This is a genomic window from Pseudomonas frederiksbergensis (genome assembly GCF_003732275.1).
Classification (GTDB): Bacteria; Pseudomonadota; Gammaproteobacteria; order Pseudomonadales; family Pseudomonadaceae; genus Aquipseudomonas; species Aquipseudomonas frederiksbergensis_H.
The window spans coordinates 319,011-339,130 of the sequence record NZ_MOBM01000012.1 but is presented as its reverse complement, the minus strand read 5'-3'; the positions used below and the strand labels follow the sequence as shown (position 1 = coordinate 339,130).

Here is a 20,120-nt window from a genome sequence, read left to right as displayed (position 1 = left end):
ACCATGAGCACGTCTTCGCGCAAACAGGATGCCGACAGCTGTTGGCAGCGGAGGAAATGCACATGGCAACGCTCATCGGTATCGTCAGTAAGGTCATCGGTCAGGTGTACGCAGTGGCGGGTGATGGCACCCGACGCACCCTGGTCGAGGGCGATCGGCTGTTTGCCGGCGAGCAACTGGTCACCGGGGCCGAAGGCGCGGTGGCGGTGCACCTGCAAAATGGCCAGGAGCTGACCCTGGGTCGTGACAGCAGCCTGCAGATGACGTCCCAATTACTGGCGCATCAGGTCCCGCACGTGGAGACCGCCGATGCGGTAACGCCGAGCCAGGCGCAACTGACCGATGTCGAGCAACTGCAAAAAGCCATTGCCGCCGGCGCCGACCCGACTCAAACAGGTGAAGCCACTGCCGTCGGACCGGGCGCCTCGGGCGCGCCGGGTGGATTGGGCGGCGGTCACAGTTTTGTGTTGCTGGAGGAAGTGGCGGGCCGGGTCGATCCCACGATTGGTTTCCCCACTGCGGGCTTCAACGGTATTCCCGAATTCCCCCTGGAACGTCGGGACCCGGACAACGGCGACAACGGTGCAGGCGGTGCGGGTGGTGCAGGTGGTGCAGGTGGGACAGGCGCGCCGAATAACCCGGTCACCCTCATCGGCTTGTCGGCGGCGGGGGGCGAACTGACTCTCAATGAAGCCAACCTGGCGGACGGTTCGGCCAGCAACCCCGGAGCGCTGATTCAAAACGGCACCTTTACAATCATTGCGGCTGACGGGCTGACCAGCCTGAACATCGGTGGAATCAACGTGATCAGTGGCGGTGTGCCTGCTGGTTTTCCGCAGTCGATCACCACGCAACTGGGCAACACCCTGACGATCACCGGCTACAACCCGGCCACCGGCGTGGTGAGTTACAGCTACACCCTGGTTGGCAACGAAACCCACTCGGCTGGCGACGGCGCCAACAACCTCAGCGAACAGTTCACCGTGGTCGCGAGTGACAGCAACGGCGATACCGCCACCGGTTCGCTGGACGTCAACATCACTGACGATGTGCCCAAAGCGATTGACGACACCAACTCCAATACCGCCTCGGAAACCCTGCTGACCCTGACCGGCAGCGTGCTGCCCAACGACATTCAGGGCGCTGACCGCATTGCCACTGGCCCCGACAGCGGGCCGATCATTGGCGGCACGTTCAACGGGACATACGGCACTCTGGTACTCAATCCCAATGGCACGTACACCTACACCCTGAACACCAGCGATGCCGACTTCAAAGCCTTGCACGGCGGCGGCAGCGCCACGGAAACCTTCATCTACACCCTGACGGATTCCGACGGCGATACCAGCACCGCGAACCTGGTGTTGGAGATTCACAACAACGATGATCCGGTGATCATCGATGGGCTGAATGCCGAAGGCGGCGAGCTGACTGTCCACGAGAAAAACCTTTCGGACGGCAGCAACCCCGATGCACCGGCGCTGACCCAAAGCGGCACCTTCACCCTCACTGCGCTAGACGGTGTGCAGACCTTGACCGTGGGCGGCATCGCGGTGGTCACTGGCGGTGTCGCCGCAGGTTTTCCGCAATCGATTGTCACTCCGCTCGGCAGCACGCTGACCATCACCGGGTTCGACAGCGCGACTGGCGTGGTCAGCTACAGCTACACCCTTGCCGATAACGAAACACACCCGGATGCCAACGGCGCCAACAGTCTCTCCGAGCAGTTCGCCGTGGTTGTGGTGGACGACAACGGCACTACTGCCAACGGCAATCTCGATGTGAACATCGTCGATGACTTGCCCCATGCCGTGAACGACAGCAACGCCAATACCGCCTCGGAAACCCTGCTGACCTTGACCGGCAGCGTGCTGCCCAACGACATTCAGGGCGCTGACCGCATTGCCATTGGCCCCGACAGCGGGCCGATCATTGGCGGCACGTTCAACGGGACATACGGCACTCTGGTACTCAATCCCAATGGCACGTACACCTACACCCTGAACACCAGCGATGCCGACTTCAAAGCCCTGAACGGCGGTGGCAACGGGACCGAGAATTTTGTCTACACCCTCACCGATTCCGATGGCGATACCAGCACCGCGACGCTGGTGCTGAACATCCATAACAACGATGACCCAGTGACCCTCGATGGCCTGAACGTCAACGGCGGCGAACTCACCGTCTACGAGAAAAACCTCAGCGACGGCACTAGCCCCAACACACCGGCCTTGACCCAGAGCGGTACCTTCACCGTCACCGCGCTCGACGGTTTGCAAACCCTGACCGTGGGCGGCATCGCGGTGGTCACCGGTGGCGTGGCCGCAGGCTTCCCGCAATCGATCGTCACTGCGCTCGGCAATACGCTGACCATCACCGGTTTCAACAGCACGACCGGTGCGGTCAGCTACAGCTACACCCTGGTGGATAACGAAACCCACCCGAACGCCGACGGCATCAACAGCATCACCGAGAACCTCAACGTCGTTGCCACCGACGTCGACGGCAGCACGGCATTGGGGCAGATCAACGTCAACATCGTCGATGACTTGCCCACCGCCAACCCTGATCACGCCACGGTGGCCGAAGGCGCGACGGCCTCAGGTAACGTGCTCGACAATGACATCGGCGGCGCCGATGGCCCGGCACTCAGTGGTGCGGTGGTTGGCGTGCGCGCCGGCAGCGACACTTCGACTTCAGCCATCGGTGGCCTGAATACGCAAATCAACGGTGCCTATGGCTACCTGACGCTGGATGCCAACGGCAACGCCGTGTACCACAGCAACCCGAACTCGGTCAGCGCGCCGGGCGCCACGGATGTGTTCACCTACACCGTGCGTGATGCCGACGGCGATGAAAGCACCACGACCATCACCATTAACGTGGCGGACTGCACCCTCGTAGCGGCCAGCGATAGTGATGTGACGGTTAACGAAAAAGCCCTGGATTTGACCAAGGACGGCCAGGATCTGGCAGCGGGCACGGTCACCGGCAGCGAGCCTGGCAACACCGGTGAAACCGGCTCCGGTACGCTGGTCGGTTCGGTCACTGGCACCACTGGCACGATCACTTACACCTTGGTCGGCAGTGCCACCGGGACTTATGGGCAAATCGTGCTCAACCCCGACGGCAGCTACACCTACACCCTGACCTCCGCACCGACGACCACCCCCCACGCCAACGACGGGCCGAATACCCTGAGCGAAAGTTTCACCTACCAAGCCACCGATCCCCTCGGCAACAGCGTCACCAGTACCATCGTGATCAACATTGTCGATGACGTACCCACCGCTCATGCCGATGCAGTCTCGGTGGCAGAAGGTGGAACGGTCAGCGGCAATGTGTTGGGCAATGATGTGCTCGGCGCTGACGGCCCTGCATCGGGTGGTGCAGTGGTCGGCGTGCGCGCCGGCAGCGACACCTCGACTTCTGCCATCGGCGGTCTGAATACGCAAATCAACGGCACCTACGGCTATCTGACCCTGGATGCCAATGGCAACACCGTGTACCACAGCAACCCGAACTCGGTCAGCGCACCGGGCGCCACGGATGTGTTCACCTACACCGTGCGCGATGCCGACGGCGATGAAAGCACCACGACCATTACCATCGACGTGGCCAACTGCTCCCTCGTAGTGCCCCCCGATACCGACGTGACGGTTCTGGAAAAAGCCCTGGATTTGACCAAGGACGGCCAGGACCTGGCGGCGGGCACGGTGATCGGCAGTGAGCCAGGCAACAGTGGCGAAACCGCCTCTGGGACGTTGGTCGGCTCCATCACTGGCGCTACTGGCGCAATCACTTTCACCCTGGTCGGCAGTGCTACCGGGACTTATGGGCAAATCCTGCTCAACCCGGACGGCAGCTATACCTACACGCTGACGTCCGCACCCGCGACCACGCCCAACGCTAACGACGGGCCAAACACCCTGAGCGAAAGCTTCACCTATCAGGCCACCGATTCTTTAGGCAACAGCGTCACCAGCACCATCGTGATCAACATCGTCGATGATGTGCCGACTGCTCACTGCGATTCAGTCTCGGTGGTCGAGGGCGGGACAGTCAGCGGTAATGTGCTGGCCAACGATGTGCTCGGTGCTGACGGCCCAGCCGTGGGTGGCGCAGTGGTTGGCGTGCGCGCCGGCAGCGACACTTCGACCTCGGCCATCGGCGGTTTGCACACGCAAATCAACGGCACCTACGGCTACCTGACGCTGGATGCCAACGGCAACGCCGTGTACCACAGCAACCCGAACTCGGTCGGCGAGCCGGGCGCCACGGATGTGTTCACCTACACCGTGCGCGATGCCGATGGTGATGAAAGCACCACCACGATCACCATCGACGTCCACAACAGCTGTCTCGTAACGGTCACCGATACCGACGTGACGGTCTACGAAAAAGCCCTGGATTTGACCCAGAACGGCCAGGACCTGGCAGCGGGCACAGTCACTGGCAGCGAGCCGGGCAACACCGGTGAAACCGGCTCCGGTACGCTGGTCGGTGCGGTCACCGGCGCCAGCGGTGCGATCAGTTACACCCTGGTCGGCAGTGCCACCGGAACCTACGGACAGATCCTGCTCAACCCCGACGGCAGCTACACCTACACCCTGACCTCGGCGCCGAAAACTTCGCCCAACGCCAACGATGGCGCGAACACCCTGAACGAAAGCTTCACCTACACCGCCACCGATGCCGTGGGCAACAGCACCACCGGCACCCTTGTGGTCAGCATCGTCGATGACGTGCCGCCTAACGCCGTCGCCTCGGGCCGTTCGGTGCCCGCGGTGCAGATCGATTCCAACCTGCTGCTGGTGATCGACGTGTCCGGGAGCATGGACGACCCTTCCGGCGTATCGGGGCTGTCGCGGCTAGACCTGGCCAAGCAGGCGATCAGTGCACTGCTCGACAAGTACGACAATCTGGGCGACGTGAAGGTGCAGATCGTCACCTTCAGCAGCAGCGCCACGGACCAGACGTCGATCTGGGTCGATGTGGCGACGGCCAAGTTGATCATCGCGACGCTGACGGCTGGCGGCGGGACCAACTACGACGCGGCCGTGGCGACCATGCAAAGCGCGTTCGACACCACGGGCAAACTCATCGGGGCGCAGAACGTCGGCTACTTCTTCTCCGATGGAAAGCCCAACGAAGGCGACATCGGCACCGCGGACGAGACCGCCCTCAAAGCCTTTCTCGACGCCAATGGCATCAAGAACTACGCCATCGGCCTGGGTAGCGGTGTCAGTAACGACAGCCTCGATCCAGTGGCCTATGACGGCAGTACGCACACCAACACCAATGCCGTGGCGGTGACTGACCTCAACCAACTCAACTCGGTACTCTCGGGCACCGTGCAAGGCGCGCCGGTCACCGGCTCGCTGCTGGGCGAGGGCGGGGGCGGGGGCGGTACGTTCGGCGCCGATGGCGGCTTCATCAAAACCATCACCGTCGATGGCACCACTTATACCTATGATCCGAAAGCCAACAGCAATCAGGGGGCGCTGAGCTTCGGCGGCGGTGCGAACCACGGCACGTTCAACACCGCCAATAACAGCCTGAGCATCGCCACCAATGACAGCGGCACCTTGCTGGTGAATCTCGACACTGGCGAGTACACCTACCTCTCGCAGAAAACCACGACGGCGGTGATCACCGAAAACATCGGCTTCACCGCCAGCGACAACGACGGCGATCTGGCCAGCTCCACGCTGGTGATCAATGTGATTCCGAACACGCCACCGGTGGCGGTCGATGACCACGTCATCACCAACGTGCTGTCGGGCAGTATTGTGGTGCCGGGCGAACTGCTGCTGGCCAACGACACCGACGTCAATGGCGACACGCTCACTGCATCGCCGACCACCTTCAACACCGGCTGGACGGCCAAGGGCGCGGACTTTACCGGCACCAACTCAAGCTTCAGCTTCACCGCCAATAACACCCAGGCAGTCACCATCGCCCGCAGCGCATTCGTTGCCAATACAGCGGCCATGACGGCGATGTTGGTGGTCAGCGGGGCACTGGGGTCGGTCAGCGCCAACAATACCAATGATGAGGACAGCATCACCGTCACCCTCAAACAGGGTGAAACCCTCAACCTGGACCACAACATGGCGGCCGGCCACGTCACCATGGAGTACTCGGTCAACGGCGGTGCTTTCATTGCCATCGCCGACGGCCAGACCATCACCGCCACGGCGGACGGCACGTACCAGATCCACATCACCAACATCGACGACGGTGGTCCGGGCAACAGCGGGAAGGGGGCGGAAAACTACCAACTGACCATGACCGTCAACTACGCCGGAGCCCACGACGCCACGCCGGACTTCCACGGCACCTACACCGCCAACGACAACCACGGCGGCAGCGACTCGGCCAATGTGACCATCAGCTATCAGGATGGCCATACGCTGACCGGCACTTCGGGCGACGACGTACTGGTGGCGGGCACGGGCAACAACGTCATCAATGCCGGCGACGGCAATGACGTGCTCACCGCCGGTTCCGGCAACAACGCAATGCACGGCGGCGCCGGCAATGACTTGCTGTTCAGCGGAGCGGGCAATGACCTGCTCGATGGCGGCATCGGCAACGACACCGCGAGCTATGCGCACGCCACCGCCGGCGTCACCGTCGACCTGAACCTGCTCACCGCGCAAAACACCCTTGGTGCCGGCACCGACACCCTGACCGGCATCGAAAACCTTACCGGCTCGAACTTCAACGACAGCCTCATGGGGGATAACAACAGCAACATCATCAACGGCGGTTTGGGTAACGATGTGCTCAACGGCGGGGGCGGCGACGACTTCCTCATCGGCGGCCTCGGCAACAATACCCTCACCGGCGGCAGCGGTGCCGACACCTTCCAGTGGCTCAAAGGCAACAGCGGCCACGACGTCATCACCGACTTCACCCCAGGCACCGACAAACTCGACCTGTCGCAACTGCTGCAAGGGGAAAACGGCAGCGCGGCATCGCTGGATGACTACCTGCACTTCACCGTCAGCGGCAGTGGCGCGTCGGTGATCACCAGCATCGACGTCAGCGCCATGGCCGGCGCCACGCCGAACCAGACCATCGACCTGGCCGGTGTGAACCTGGCCAGCCACTACGGCGTCACGCCGGGGGCGGATGGGGTGATTGCCGGCGGTCACGATACCGCGACCATTATCAACGGCATGCTCAATGATCATTCGTTGAAGGTGGATACCGTGTGATCTGAAAGTACAAAAACCCGCCATTTCTTTGGAAAGAAATGGCAGGCTTTTTGTTGTTTGGGGTTTTGAAAGTCAAAAGATCGCAGCCTTCGGCAGCTCCTACAGATTCGGTGTTCACCGCCCTATCGCGGTTGAGCACAATCCCGCGTAGGAGCTGCCGAAGGCTGCGATCTTTGGATCTACAAACCCTGTGTCTCTGGAGCAAAAAAACCAGGCCCGGGTTGAATATCGCCGGCCCTGGTTTTTTTGTTGGGGCTTAGGGCCCCGCGAAGCTTTTGGCTCAGGTCGCCTCGTTCAGGTATTTGCCCACGGTCGCCACATTGTCGAGCGAGTACTGTTTGCTCAGGTTGGCGATCATTTTGTTCAGGGCTTCGGTCACGTTGAACTGATTGGTGGAGCTGTCCGTGTTCTGCTCGCGACCGGCGTGCAGGGCGGTTTTCAGTTCATCGCTGCTGACGCCACCGCTGCTGTCGCTATCCAGAATCTTGAGCAATGCGGCGCTGGTGTCGGTACCGGTCGACGAGGTGCTGTCGCTGGCCAGGGCACTGCTCAGTTCGGTGGCTGTGACACTGCCGTCGCTGTCGGTATCGAGCTGGCTGAACAGCTCTTCACTGGACACCTGCTGAGGTGGTGGTGGCGGTGGGGTCAGGCTGGCGGCGAGTTCGTCTTGGCTGACGGTGCCGTCTTCGTTCTTGTCCAGGGCCGAGAAGATTTCTGCGCTGTCGGCCGTGCTGCCGGTGCTGGTCAGGCCGTTGCTCAGTTCATCGCTGCTGATGGCGCCGTCGCCGTCAGTGTCCAGAGCGCTGATCAGCGCATCGGCCAGTTCGGTGCTCGGCGCCTCATCACGCGGTGGCGGCGGAGTGGCCATCGCGGCCATTTCTTCGCTGCTCAGGCTGCCGCTTTCGTCGCTGTCCAGGTCGCTGAAGTTTTTGCTCAGGCTGACCAGCAGACCGTCGTCGGTTTTCTGCGACAGGGCGCTCGTGAGCTCGTCCTGATCCACCGCGCCGTCGCTGTTGCTGTCGAGTTTGGCGAGCAGTTCTTTCTGAAATTGCTGGCTGCGGGCACTGTTGGTGGAGGTGCTGCTGGTGCTGGTATAGCTCGTGTAGTTACTGACGCTACCGATCATTGTGCTCACTCCTTGGAATGGGAAACCGGTGAGTACACCGGCTTATGCAGCCTCAAGGGGTGAGTTGTCGTGGGTATGTGGGGTTTGTACCGATGGGTACACACACTTGTCTGATCAGGCCCGGACCCTGTGGGAGCGAGCCTGCTCGCGATGACGGCGGTACATTCAATATCAATTCCGCTGACAGACCGCTATCGCGAGCAGGCTCGCTCCCACATTGGATGGGGGTGTGGCTTAGAGGCGGGGCAGGCGGATGACTGCGGTTAAACCACCACCGGAGGTTTCTTCCAGGCTCAACTGCCCGCCCAGACGCTCCGCTGCTTCCCTAGCGATGGTCATGCCCAGGCCGACGCCGCCGGAGTTGCGATTACGCGAACCTTCCAGGCGAAAGAACGGTTCAAACACCGCTTCACGTTTATCCGCCGCGATACCCGGGCCATGGTCGATGACCCGGATCACCAGCTCCTCGCGGCTGTCTTCGAGCGTGATCAGCGCATCCCCGGCATAACGCAAGGCGTTGTCGAGCAGGTTATTGATGCACGAGCGCAAGGCCATCGGCTGAACCTGCAGCGGGGCGCAGTGGCCGCTGGCCTGGACGTCGGCGCCCTGGTCCTGGGCGTTTTCGCTCAGGGATTCCACCAGCGCCTGCACGTCCATCCATTGTGGCGCCTCGCTGGTGCGCTGTTCGTGCAAGTAGGTGAGGGTGGAATCGAGCATGCTGATCATGTCGTCCAGGTCCTGACGCATCTGGCCTTGCAGCTTGTCGTCATCGATCTTCTCCAGTCGCAGCTTGAGTCGCGACAGCGGCGTGCGCAGGTCATGGGACACCGCGCCAAGCATCCGCGAGCGCTGCTGCATCTGTTCAAGAATGCGTTGCTGCATCAGATTGAAGGTGTGGGCCGCTTGCCGCGCTTCTCGTGGGCCGGACTCATCCAGCGGTGGGCTGTCGAGATTTTCACTCAGGCGCTCGGCGGCGTCGCTCAGGCGTTGAATCGGGCGGGTCAGCAGCTTGGCGCCGTACCAGGCGGCGATGATCAGCGAGACAAACTGAAAGGTCAGCGGCACCAGCGGCCCGCCGAACCACGGCCGTGGTGGCCGGTGGTCGAAGCGCGGGTCCGGTGGTGGGCGTTGTCCGTCGAAGCGCTCGGAAAACTCCGACGGAGGAGGGGGAGGGGGTGGCCCGTAATGTTTGAACCAGAAAAACGCTAACAGATGCGCCAGTACGATCGCCAGCAGCAGCACGCCAAACAGGCGGCCGAACAGCGTATCGAAACGCGCACGCATCAGCCGATGTCTCGTGCGTCGAACAGATAACCCTCGCCGCGAACGGTCTTGATCAGTTGTGGGGCTTTCGGGTCGTCGCCGAGTTTCTGGCGCAGGCGCGAGACGAGCAAATCGATGCTGCGATCAAAGGCTTCGATCGAGCGACCACGGGCGGCGTCCAGCAGCTGTTCGCGGCTGAGCACCCGGCGCGGACGTTCGATGAACACCCAGAGCAAACGGAATTCGGCGTTGGACAACGGCACCACCAGGCCATCGGCGGCGATCAACTGGCGCAGCACGCTGTTGAGGCGCCAGTTATCGAAGCGAATATTCGCACGCTGTTCGGTGCGGTCGTCGCGTACCCGACGCAGAATGGTCTGAATCCGCGCGACCAGTTCCCGCGGCTCGAATGGCTTGGCCATGTAGTCGTCGGCGCCCAGTTCCAGGCCGATGATCCGGTCGGTGGGTTCGCAGCGGGCGGTGAGCATCAGGATCGGGATGTCCGATTCGGCGCGCAACCAGCGGCACAGCGACAAACCGTCTTCGCCCGGCAGCATGAGGTCGAGCACCACCACGTCGAAATGCTCGGCTTGCAGCGCCTGACGCATGGCGGCGCCATCGGTGACACCGCTGGCGTGGATACTGAACCGGGCCAGGTAGTCGATCATCAGTTCACGGATCGGGACGTCATCGTCTACGATCAGGGCGCGAATGCTCCAGCGTTTATCGTCGGCCGGCGCTTTTTGATCGTCGTTCAGAGGTGCTGGGGAGTTGTGCATGCGTGCGTTCATCTGCCAGATAGGCTGCCAACCACAAAGATAGGCTGCGAGGTTGTGGCTTCAGCATAGGCGTCCGGCCGTGAGGCGGGAAGTGCTGTAGGACCTGTTGCGGCTGCCGAGGGTAGCGTTGAAGGGTGTTGTGGGCGTGTCGTGTGTGTATCGAACTCGACACAATTGCCGCAGGAGCTAGTCTTGTCTTGACCTCGACGACGAATTACCGATCATCGGGTCCCGCAGCGGCGCTGGTTCCGCTACAATGCGCGCCGATTTCGACTTGCCTGAGAGCCCACTCATGTCCGCCTGCCAGACGCCTATCATCGTCGCCCTGGATTTCCCTACCCGTGACGCCGCACTGAAGCTGGCCGATCAACTGGACCCGAAGCTGTGCCGGGTCAAAGTCGGTAAAGAACTGTTCACCAGTTGCGCTTCGGAAATCGTCGGCACCTTGCGCGACAAAGGCTTCGAAGTGTTCCTGGACCTCAAGTTCCACGACATTCCGAACACCACCGCCATGGCCGTCAAGGCTGCCGCGGAAATGGGCGTGTGGATGGTCAACGTGCATTGCTCCGGCGGTCTGCGCATGATGGCCGCCTGCCGTGAAGTGCTCGATAAGCGCAGCGGCCCGAAACCGTTGTTGATCGGCGTGACCGTGCTGACCAGCATGGAGCGTGAGGATCTGGCGGGTATCGGTCTGGACATCGAGCCACAGGAGCAGGTGCTGCGCCTGGCCGCGCTGGCGGAAAAAGCCGGGATGGACGGTCTGGTCTGCTCGGCCCTGGAAGCCCGGGCCCTGAAAACCGCTCACCCGTCGTTGCAGCTGGTGACCCCGGGGATTCGTCCGGCGGGCAGTGCCCAGGACGATCAACGCCGCATCCTGACTCCGCGTCAGGCGCTGGAGGCCGGTTCCGATTACCTGGTAATCGGCCGTCCGATCAGCCAGGCGGCGGATCCGGCGAAGGCGTTGGCGGCCGTAGTGGCCGAGCTCGCTTAAACAAACGCTGAAGATCAAATGTGGGAGCGAGCCTGCTCGCGATTGCGGAGTGTCAGTCGACATAAATGTTGTCTGATCCACCGCTATCGCGAGCAGGCTCGCTCCCACATGGGTTAGTGTTGTTTGCGGGTATGGGTTAAACCTTCAACACCAACTTCCCGAAATTCTCGCCGCTGAACAATTTCATCAGTGTCTCCGGGAATGTTTCCAGTCCTTCGACGATGTCTTCCTTGCTCTTGAGCTGCCCCTTGGCCATCCAGCCGGCCATTTCCTGCCCGGCAGCGCCGAACTGTGCGGCGTAATCCATCACCACAAAGCCTTCCATCCGCGCACGGTTGACCAGCAGCGACAGGTAGTTGGCCGGGCCTTTGACCGCTTCCTTGTTGTTGTACTGGCTGATGGCGCCGCAAATCACCACCCGCGCCTTCATGTTCAGGCGGCTCAGCACGGCATCGAGAATATCGCCGCCGACGTTATCGAAATACACGTCGACCCCTGTAGGGCATTCGCGCTTGAGGCCGGCCTGCACGTCTTCGTTTTTGTAGTCGATGGCACCGTCAAAACCCAGTTCGTCGATCAGAAACTTGCATTTGTCCGCGCCGCCGGCAATGCCGATCACCCGGCAACCTTTGAGCTTGGCAATCTGCCCGGCAATGCTGCCCACTGCACCGGCCGCGCCCGACAGCACCACGGTGTCGCCGGCTTTCGGTGCGCCGACATCGAGCAGAGCGAAGTAGGCGGTCATCCCGGTCATGCCCAGCGCAGATAAATAGCGCGGCAGCGGTGCCAGTGTCGGATCGACTTTATAGAAACCTCGTGGCTCGCCGAGGAAGTAATCCTGCACACCGAGGGCGCCATTGACGTAGTCCCCCACGGCGAAACCCGGATTGTTCGAAGCGATGACTTTGCCTACGCCCAATGCACGCATGACTTCGCCAATGCCGACCGGAGGGATGTAGGACTTGCCCTCGTTCATCCAGCCACGCATGGCCGGGTCCAGGGACAGGTATTCATTTTTGACCAAAATCTGACCCGCCGCCGGTTCGCCGACCGGTACTTCTTGATAGGTGAACGTCTCACGGGTGGCCGCCCCCACGGGGCGTTTGGCGAGCAGGAACTGGCGATTGGTCTGGGTAGTCATGACAGGCACTCAAGATGAATGAAGTCTTGTTGATAGACCTTCATGGGCGATGCTGCAAGGTTGGCTGACGCTGCGAATGCACATCGATCCAGTGCAGTGATAGTCAGGGCGCCAGTTCTATCACTGCAACTCATGGGTGCCCAACCGGCCTTCTGATAGTGCTGCCGTGTCACAGAGCGCTGTGGCTAACTGAAAACACGCGATCCCCCGCATTCTTCCCTCCGAGGACATAACAATGAGCATGACGTTTTCCGGCCAGGTCGCCGTTGTGACAGGCGCGGCCAATGGTATTGGCCGCGCGACCGCTTTGGCGTTCGCCGCCGAAGGTTTGAAAGTGGTGGTCGCCGATCTGGACGCGGCCGGTGGTGAAGGCACTGTGGCGCTGATTCGCACCGCGGGGGGGAACGCGACCTTCGTGCGCTGCAACGTCACTGTGGAAAGCGAGGTAAAAAATCTGATGGACGAGGTCGTGAATACCTACGGCCGTCTCGACTATGCCTTCAACAACGCCGGTATCGAAATCGAGAAAGGCAAACTGGCCGAAGGCACGATCGATGAGTTCGACGCGATCATGGGCGTTAACGTCAAAGGCGTCTGGCTGTGCATGAAGTATCAGCTGCCGTTGCTGCTGGCCCAGGGCGGCGGCGCGATCGTCAACACCGCCTCGGTCGCCGGCCTGGGCGCTGCGCCGAAGATGAGCATCTACGCTGCCTCGAAACACGCGGTGATCGGCCTGACGAAGTCGGCGGCCATCGAATACGCCAAGAAAAAGATTCGCGTGAATGCCGTGTGCCCGGCGGTGATCGACACCGACATGTTCCGTCGAGCCTATGAAGCGGACCCGAAGAAGGGCGAGTTCGCCAACGCCATGCACCCGGTCGGGCGTATAGGCAAGGTCGAAGAAATTGCCAGCGCGGTGCTCTACCTGTGCAGCGACGGCGCGGCATTCACCACCGGCCATTCGCTGGCGGTGGATGGTGGGGTTACGGCGTTTTGAAGTTTTAGGCTGCGATACAGGGAACCTGCCTCTTCAGGCATATTTACCTCTGTGGCGAGCGAGCTTGCTCGCGCTGGGCTGCGCAGCAGCCCCAAAAGTTTATGAGTGCTGCGCACTCAAGCGGGAGCAAGCTCCCTCGCCACAGGGCCGCCAGTTCCCTGAAGACGCCGGTCAATGTGTTTCAAATGATGAGATCTGAGGGTTTTGGCGGCGTTGTCGCACATCCCCTGGAGCGCTCCTGTGATTAACTGTTTCCCGCAAAACAGACAGGAGTTTGCTTGCTCATGGAGTTGAGAATCGATCGACAGGCATTGGTGCCTGTCGTGCAGCAAATCGTCGACGCATTGGCGGATTGGCTCCGTCGTGGCGAGGTGTCGCCGGGGACGCGTTTGCCTTCTGTGCGGCAGATCGCGCGAATCAATCTGCTCTGTCAGTCCAGTGTCGTCGAGGCCTGTGAACGGCTTGTGGCTCAAGGCGTATTGGCGACGCGCAACGGGGCGGGTTTCTTTGTCGCGGCAACGGTGCTGGCCGTTCAGGAGCAACGGGACCTTCCCTGGTTCGAAGGGGTTGAGCAGCAGAGCAATCTCATCGGCGAACTGAAACTGGGTTGCGGCGGATTACCTGAAAGCTGGCGCGAGACTGACGACCTGAGCTACGCCATACGCCAGGTCAGCCGCACCGACATGGCCGGGTTGTTCAACTACAGCACGTCGCTGGGCCTGCCAGCCTTGCGCCTGCAGATCCTCAAACGACTGAAACAGCTGGGTATTGCGGTGGATGAAAGCCGAATCCTGACCACGGCGGGGGCCAGTCATGGGCTCGATCTGATTGTGCGCACTTTGTTCAAGCCGGGCGATTGTGTGGTGGTGGAAAGTCCCGGTTATTCGATGCTGTTCGATCTGCTCAGGCTGCACGGGGTCAGCATGATCGAGGTACCGCGAACCCCTCGCGGACCCGATACCGAAGCACTCGAGGCATTGTTGTTGAAGTACAAACCCCGTGGCTTGTTTATCAACAGCTTTTATCACAACCCCACCGGTAGTAGTTTGACCCCGGGGGTGGCTCAACAGGTCCTGCAACTGGCCAGAAAACATGGCGTGCTGGTGATCGAAGACGACGTCTATGCGGATTTGCACAGCGGTCCAGGCACGCGTCTTGCGGCACTCGGCATCGATGACAACGTGATCTATGTTGGCAGTTACTCCAAAACCCTCAGCAGTTCGTTGCGGGTCGGCTTTGTAGTGGCCAGTGCCGATGTAATTTCGCGACTGGCAGAGGTCAAGATGATCAGCAGCATGGGCGCTTCACGGTTTAGCGAGTCGGTGCTGGCTTGTCTGTTGGCCAGTGGTGCCTATCGAAAATTGGTGCAGCGTCAGCGTCAGCGTTTAAGCACTGGCAGGGAAGCGGCCTTGCAGGTGCTCGAAGACGCGGAGTGGGAGGTTTTCGGCAAACCGGCGGGCGGCCTGTTTATCTGGGCGCGATCGCGCAAGTCTGACTACGCTCAGGTGCGCGCTCAGGTGCGACGTTTCGGTATCGTGCTGTCTTGCCCAACGGCATTCAGTCCGACCGGCCAGACTCATGACTGGCAGCGGATCAACGTTGCCTATGCCTGTGATCCGCGCGCCCGGGCATTTTTTCAGGCCACCGCCAGGGTCTGTTGACGTTTGGTGACGAATCGCATTGCGATGCGAACGTCAACAGACCCTGGGGATCGACCTCAAGCGTTCTGAAAGCGACGCGGGCGTAGCTTTTTGCCATTATTCCAACGCCAGAGACTTGTGTTGGCACAAGCCCGTTGCGAATCTGCATCAACAGACAATGGCAGGGGACTAAGCGCAATGATTTCGGCCGTGCAAGGACGTTTTGCCAACCTCGGTATGGCGAAAAAACTGGGTGTCGGGTTTGTACTGGTGCTGCTGTTGACAGCCCTGGTGGCGGCTATCGGCGTATGGTCCCTGCAAACCATCAGTCAACGCTTCGACGGGCTCAAGCAGATGTCGTCGCTCAACAGTGGTTTGCTCAAGGTTCGCCTGCTCGAACAGGAATACGCTTTGCACGGCGACCCGAAAACCGCGGACGCCTTGCGCGCCGGGGTGGACGCTCTGATCGCCCTGGCCACCCAGCTCAAGGCCCAGTCAGCGGCCAACGTGGCGGTCATGAATGACGTCGAGCAATCTCTGGGGGCCTATCGCAAGGCTTTTGACGAGTTCGTCTCGCTGAGTCAGGCCAAGGACCTGGCGCTGGAAATGGCCAGTTGGTCGGTGTCCAGCGTGGCCAATAACCTGGATGTGCTACAGGCCGGGCTCGCCGACGATGGTGCTTATACCTTGAAGGAGTCCGAGGGCAAGGACGGCGCGCAATTCATCGAGCAGGCCAATCAGGTCAGTCAGGTATCGCAGCTGATGTTGCAGGCCATGAACGAAGCGCGCGTACGCATGGACCAGAGCCGCAAGGGCGACGACAGCGGCGGGCAGGGCAAGATTGAGCAAGCCGATCAGGCACTGACCCAGGCCGAGCAACTGAAAACCACCATCAAGGATGAGGGTTACCAGACTGTCCTCAACGAAGTGGCCGGTCACATCGCCGGTTTCAGTGAAAAACTTGCCGAATACACCGGTCTATTGGCACAGGAAAAGACTGTCTACGAGCAACTTCACCAGCGCGCCGCTCAAGTGGTGGAGCGGGTGGATCAGGCCTACGTTGCCGAAGACCAGTCGATGCAGGCAGAGCTGAAAAAGAATTCGCTGTTGATCATCGGCTCCTCGGCGCTGGCCTTGCTGGTGGGGCTGATTGCTGCGTGGGTGATCACTCGGTTGATCGTCGCGCCGCTGCGCAGTGTGATTCGTGTCGCTCAGCAGATTGCGGCGGGTGATTTGAGTGCGACGATTGAAGTGACTCGCCGTGACGAGATCGGCCAGTTGATGCAAGCCATGCAGCAAATGGGGGCGGGGCTCAGCAGTATCGTCAGTGGTTTGCAGGCCGGTATCGAACAGTTGGCAAGCTCAGCACAGTCGCTGTCGGCGGTGACCGAGCAGACCAACCTTGAAGTCAGCAGCCAAAAGGAAGAAACCGACCAGGTCGCCACCGCGATGAATCAGATGACCGCCACGGTACACGACGTCGCTCGTAACGCGGAGGAAGCTGCCCAGGCGGCGCAGACTGCCGACGGCAAAGTCGAAAGTGGTCAGCAGGTGGTGCGTCAGAGCATGGCGCGGATCGAACAATTGGCGGACTCGGCCACCTCGGCCAGCTCCAGCATCGAAAGCCTCAGTGCGGAAATCCAGAACATTGGCACGGTGCTCAGCGTGATCAAGAGCGTCGCCGAGCAGACCAATCTGTTGGCGCTCAATGCGGCCATCGAGGCGGCGCGGGCTGGCGAGCAGGGCAGGGGCTTTGCGGTGGTGGCCGATGAGGTTCGGGCGCTGGCCAAGCGAACTCAGCAATCGACCGAGGAAATCGAACGGCTGGTCAGTGCCTTGCGCTCGGCGGCGCAGTCGTCGGTGCAGCAGATTCAGAACAGCGGCGAGTTGGTGAAGCTGGCGGTGAGTGATGCATTGCAGACCGAGAGCGCCTTGGGGAGCATTGCGGCAGCGGTGTCGTTGATTCAGCAGATGAACCAGCAGATTGCAGCGGCTGCCGAAGAGCAGAGTTCAGTGGCCGAGGAGATCAATCGCAGTGTCACCAGTATTCGCGCCAGTGCGGATCAGTCGTCGTTGGCGATGCGGGGCAATGCGGCGTCGAGTATTGAGTTGGCGCAGTTGGGGGCTGAGTTGAAGGGGATGGTGGGGCACTTCAGGCTGTAGGAGTTGCCGAAGGCGATTGTTTGATCTTGACGGCTGGACGTACTCACCTATCCATCAATTCCCATGCAAAAAAAAGCCACCTGACCCGGTGGCTTTTCAGCATTTGCATGATCAGTCGTAGAGCGCTTTTTTCTTCCAGTCGGCGTCAGCCTCGACGTCTTTGAGGCCTTCGGTCAGTTGGTTCACCTCGCCTTCAACCGGAGCGATCTTGTCCATGACCTGGGCGTTGGCGCGGGCCAGGAGTTTCTCCAGGTATTCCAGCTGTTCAGCGTAAACCTGCGGTTCCTGTTGTTTGCGCAGGTATTGCACACCGCGTTCAAAGGCGAGGCGGGCCTGGCCGGGCTGGTTCTGTTGCAGAGAGTGCTGGCCCAGGTTGTTGAAGAATTCGATGTGCAGCAGGACCAGGGTGTGACGGACTTCGCGGATCCAGCGCTTGGCTTCGTTGGTCGGCAGGAAACCGTCCTGTGCCGCGCGTGTGATCTGGCCATGCAGGGCTTCGAGCAGGAAGCGCACGTCTTTGGCTTTGGCTTCGGTCTGGATCGGTGCCGGCGGGTTGTTGACCGGGATCGATTCGCCCTGGGCGACCAAGGCACTCAGCTCGCTAATCCGTGCCTTCAACGTGGCGTTGGTTTTTTCCAGGTTCAGCAAGCGCTGGCAGACGTTCAATTCCAGACGGGTCAACAGCAGCTTGAGCGTTGGCGTCATCAATTGACCGGGGAAAGTCTCGGTGATTTCGCCGCAGCGACGCAGGCGGTCATTGAGTTCAACCTTGGTGCGGGCCTTTTCCAGCTTATTGTTCTCCACCACATGGTTCATGTAGCCAATGGCGATCAATAGTGCGATCCCGGCTACGACTAGCAGGGTGATCATGAGTGGTGTCACCGGTAAGACCTCTTTTATTAGGGTTCGCGTGCGAGTCGAGTGTAGTAGCTTGGCATTTGGGCGCCTAGGGCCGCTCGACGAGTTGAATCGGCTATGGCTCTGCTTATATCGGCCGTAACGCTGCATATATAAGTAAATAGCGTACGAGATCACATTGCCATCATCTCGGCACGGACTATAGCGCCTTGCTGGATGCCAGAATATAGGCGCCAAAGGTTAGTCGACGGAAAAGCCTGAAACGCTGCTGAAAGCAGGGCGAAGTCATTGATTTAAATAAATTTATATCTGGGGGTTGACGACCCCTCAATCCATCCATAGAATGCGCGCCACTTACAGCGTAAAGCACACAGCGAAACGCGGTAGGGAGTGAATGTTGTACGTGTGTCCCCTTCGTCTAGTGGCCTAGGACACCGCCCTTTCACGGCGGTAACAGGGGTTCGAGTCCCCTAGGGGACGCCAATGCGGGAATAGCTCAGTTGGTAGAGCACGACCTTGCCAAGGTCGGGGTCGCGAGTTCGAGTCTCGTTTCCCGCTCCAGTTTTAAACGGCTTTGCTTTCGGGCAGGGCTGAGTGAAACCAGAACCAAATCTTCGGATGCGGATCTGGGCACCGAAACACACACCATGTGTTCCGGGCAGCGTGTCCCCTTCGTCTAGTGGCCTAGGACACCGCCCTTTCACGGCGGTAACAGGGGTTCGAGTCCCCTAGGGGACGCCATTTGCGGGAATAGCTCAGTTGGTAGAGCACGACCTTGCCAAGGTCGGGGTCGCGAGTTCGAGTCTCGTTTCCCGCTCCAAATTCAAAAAAACGCCGCTCATTGAGCGGCGTTTTTTTATGCGCGTAGAAAACCTGCCTCAACTTCCGAGGCTCTGCACCAGGTTTTCGAGCGCTTCAGCGGTTGTATCCTCGAGCGCCGGTTGTGCTGCTACCGCTCTGAGTTGGCAGGTCAAACGGTATTCGCTGGGCGTGCAGTTGACGAACTGCTTGAAGGCGCGAGCGAAGTAGGACGGGTCCTTGAAGCCAGCCTCATAGCCGATGCTGGTAATAGGCATCTGGCTATTGTCGAGCAGTTGCTTGGCGAAGCTCATGCGCTTGTCCAGGATGTAATCGGTGAAGCCAACGCCATTGGCTTCCTTGAACAGGCGGCTGAAGCGAAAGGTCGTCATGCCGCAGCGCTTGGCCAAATCCCTCTGATCGATGCTGTCGCGAAAATGCTGATCGATGTACAGCATGATATTGCTCAGCGCCTGGTGTTTTTGGTGCCCCGAGGTCAGGCGGATGCTGTCCGGCAGGGTCGGAGAGTGATCGATCAGCGATGTCTGGCCCTGGCCGTTGATGTTTCGGCGCAACTCGCACAGCTGCACCACAGCCGTCAGGTAGCGCTTCCTCTCGGTGGCCGAGAGCGGGAGCACCATGTATTCCCAGACACTGGAACGCATGGCCCAGACGGCCAGTTCTTCCGAGTGCTGCACGGTGAACATGGTGATCGGGATGGTGGGGGTGGTGCGTTTGATCTCCAGCAACAGCCTCAAGCCTGGTGTGTCGGGGCGATCAAAATGGATGCAGATCATGTCTGCCTGTTCCCCGTGGGGCAACACGGAGTTTTTCGCCAGTTTGCAGTCGCAGGTGCCCTCGAACTGCGAGATGAGTTCCTTTGTGGAGCGATCGTGGGTCAGATCGAACCACAGTAGCGATGGCCTTTTGGTCAAATTGGACGTCATGTCTCTACTCTGCGGTTCTTCGTGCCGTTCTCGGTGAGTAGTATTGCTAACGTGCTATCACTTTGCAGACTAAATGCTGATAAGAAAAACGTAAGTTAGTTCTATTCGCTCTATGGGTTGCCTGAAGCCTGTCTAGGGCGACTGTTTGTTGACGTGGCTTGGCACACCCGGTATCAACCGCTCGTCGCTTG

The 20,120-nt window shown here is 60.4% G+C and carries 11 protein-coding genes, 4 tRNA genes and 1 pseudogene; 10 read left to right on the top strand and 6 right to left on the bottom strand.

Annotation, left to right across the window (positions count from 1 at the left end; translation table 11 throughout):
* Positions 1-62 precede the first annotated feature (62 nt).
* Positions 63-7,226, top strand: coding sequence for a retention module-containing protein (locus tag BK662_RS09560; RefSeq protein WP_123357857.1), 7,164 nt, complete (start codon positions 63-65; stop codon positions 7,224-7,226).
* A 280-nt stretch (positions 7,227-7,506) separates the two neighbouring features.
* Here the strand turns inward: BK662_RS09560 and xopAW are convergent, their stop codons facing one another.
* The 3 genes from xopAW to BK662_RS09545 form a co-directional block, all read right to left on the bottom strand.
* The gene (xopAW, locus tag BK662_RS09555) at positions 7,507-8,352 is read right to left on the bottom strand and encodes a XopAW family type III secretion system calcium-binding effector (RefSeq protein WP_123357856.1); all 846 of its coding nucleotides are present in this window, start codon (positions 8,350-8,352) and stop codon (positions 7,507-7,509) included.
* A gap of 234 nt (positions 8,353-8,586) precedes the next feature.
* On the bottom strand, positions 8,587-9,636 hold the full coding sequence (locus BK662_RS09550) for a sensor histidine kinase (protein WP_123357855.1): 1,050 nt from the start codon (positions 9,634-9,636) through the stop codon (positions 8,587-8,589).
* Complete coding sequence (locus tag BK662_RS09545) at positions 9,636-10,394, bottom strand: response regulator (RefSeq protein ID WP_123357854.1); 759 nt, start codon at positions 10,392-10,394, stop codon at positions 9,636-9,638. The genes BK662_RS09550 and BK662_RS09545 overlap by 1 nt, the downstream gene beginning before the upstream one ends.
* Before the next feature lie 292 nt (positions 10,395-10,686).
* On the opposite strand from BK662_RS09545, the gene pyrF reads away from it, so the two are divergent.
* Positions 10,687-11,385, top strand: coding sequence for an orotidine-5'-phosphate decarboxylase (gene pyrF, locus BK662_RS09540; protein ID WP_185047099.1), 699 nt, complete (start codon positions 10,687-10,689; stop codon positions 11,383-11,385).
* Positions 11,386-11,521: 136 nt separating this feature from the next.
* Here pyrF and BK662_RS09535 read toward each other — a convergent pair whose 3' ends face one another.
* Complete coding sequence (locus tag BK662_RS09535) at positions 11,522-12,526, bottom strand: NADP-dependent oxidoreductase (protein ID WP_123357852.1); 1,005 nt, start codon at positions 12,524-12,526, stop codon at positions 11,522-11,524.
* Between the two features lie 235 nt (positions 12,527-12,761).
* Here BK662_RS09535 and BK662_RS09530 point away from each other — a divergent pair, with 235 nt between their 5' ends.
* From BK662_RS09530 to BK662_RS35800, 4 genes and pseudogenes are all read left to right on the top strand, one after another.
* On the top strand, positions 12,762-13,523 hold the full coding sequence (locus tag BK662_RS09530; RefSeq protein ID WP_123357851.1) for an SDR family oxidoreductase: 762 nt from the start codon (positions 12,762-12,764) through the stop codon (positions 13,521-13,523).
* A 284-nt stretch (positions 13,524-13,807) separates the two neighbouring features.
* Positions 13,808-15,184 (top strand): aminotransferase-like domain-containing protein, encoded by a 1,377-nt coding sequence (locus BK662_RS09525; RefSeq protein WP_123357850.1) that lies wholly within the window; start codon positions 13,808-13,810, stop codon positions 15,182-15,184.
* Positions 15,185-15,361: 177 nt separating this feature from the next.
* A pseudogene (locus tag BK662_RS35805) lies at positions 15,362-16,417 on the top strand (methyl-accepting chemotaxis protein); the annotation flags it as partial.
* Positions 16,418-16,444: 27 nt separating this feature from the next.
* On the top strand, positions 16,445-17,326 hold the full coding sequence (locus BK662_RS35800; RefSeq protein WP_375538988.1) for a methyl-accepting chemotaxis protein: 882 nt from the start codon (positions 16,445-16,447) through the stop codon (positions 17,324-17,326).
* 111 nt (positions 17,327-17,437) lie between these two features.
* On the opposite strand, the gene BK662_RS09515 is transcribed toward BK662_RS35800, so the two are convergent.
* On the bottom strand, positions 17,438-18,196 hold the full coding sequence (locus BK662_RS09515; protein WP_185047098.1) for a hypothetical protein: 759 nt from the start codon (positions 18,194-18,196) through the stop codon (positions 17,438-17,440).
* Positions 18,197-18,591: 395 nt separating this feature from the next.
* Here BK662_RS09515 and BK662_RS09510 point away from each other — a divergent pair.
* The 4 genes from BK662_RS09510 (at position 18,592) to BK662_RS09495 (ending at position 19,004) form a co-directional block, all read left to right on the top strand.
* A tRNA-Glu gene (locus BK662_RS09510) sits at positions 18,592-18,667 on the top strand.
* Positions 18,668-18,669: 2 nt separating this feature from the next.
* Positions 18,670-18,745 (top strand) — tRNA-Gly (locus tag BK662_RS09505).
* Positions 18,746-18,849: 104 nt separating this feature from the next.
* A tRNA-Glu gene (locus BK662_RS09500) sits at positions 18,850-18,925 on the top strand.
* A 3-nt stretch (positions 18,926-18,928) separates the two neighbouring features.
* Positions 18,929-19,004, top strand: a tRNA-Gly gene (locus BK662_RS09495).
* Between the two features lie 58 nt (positions 19,005-19,062).
* Here BK662_RS09495 and BK662_RS09490 read toward each other — a convergent pair.
* Entirely contained in the window at positions 19,063-19,929 is an 867-nt protein-coding gene (locus BK662_RS09490; RefSeq protein WP_123357847.1) for an AraC family transcriptional regulator, read from the bottom strand.
* Between the last annotated feature and the right edge of the window lie 191 nt (positions 19,930-20,120).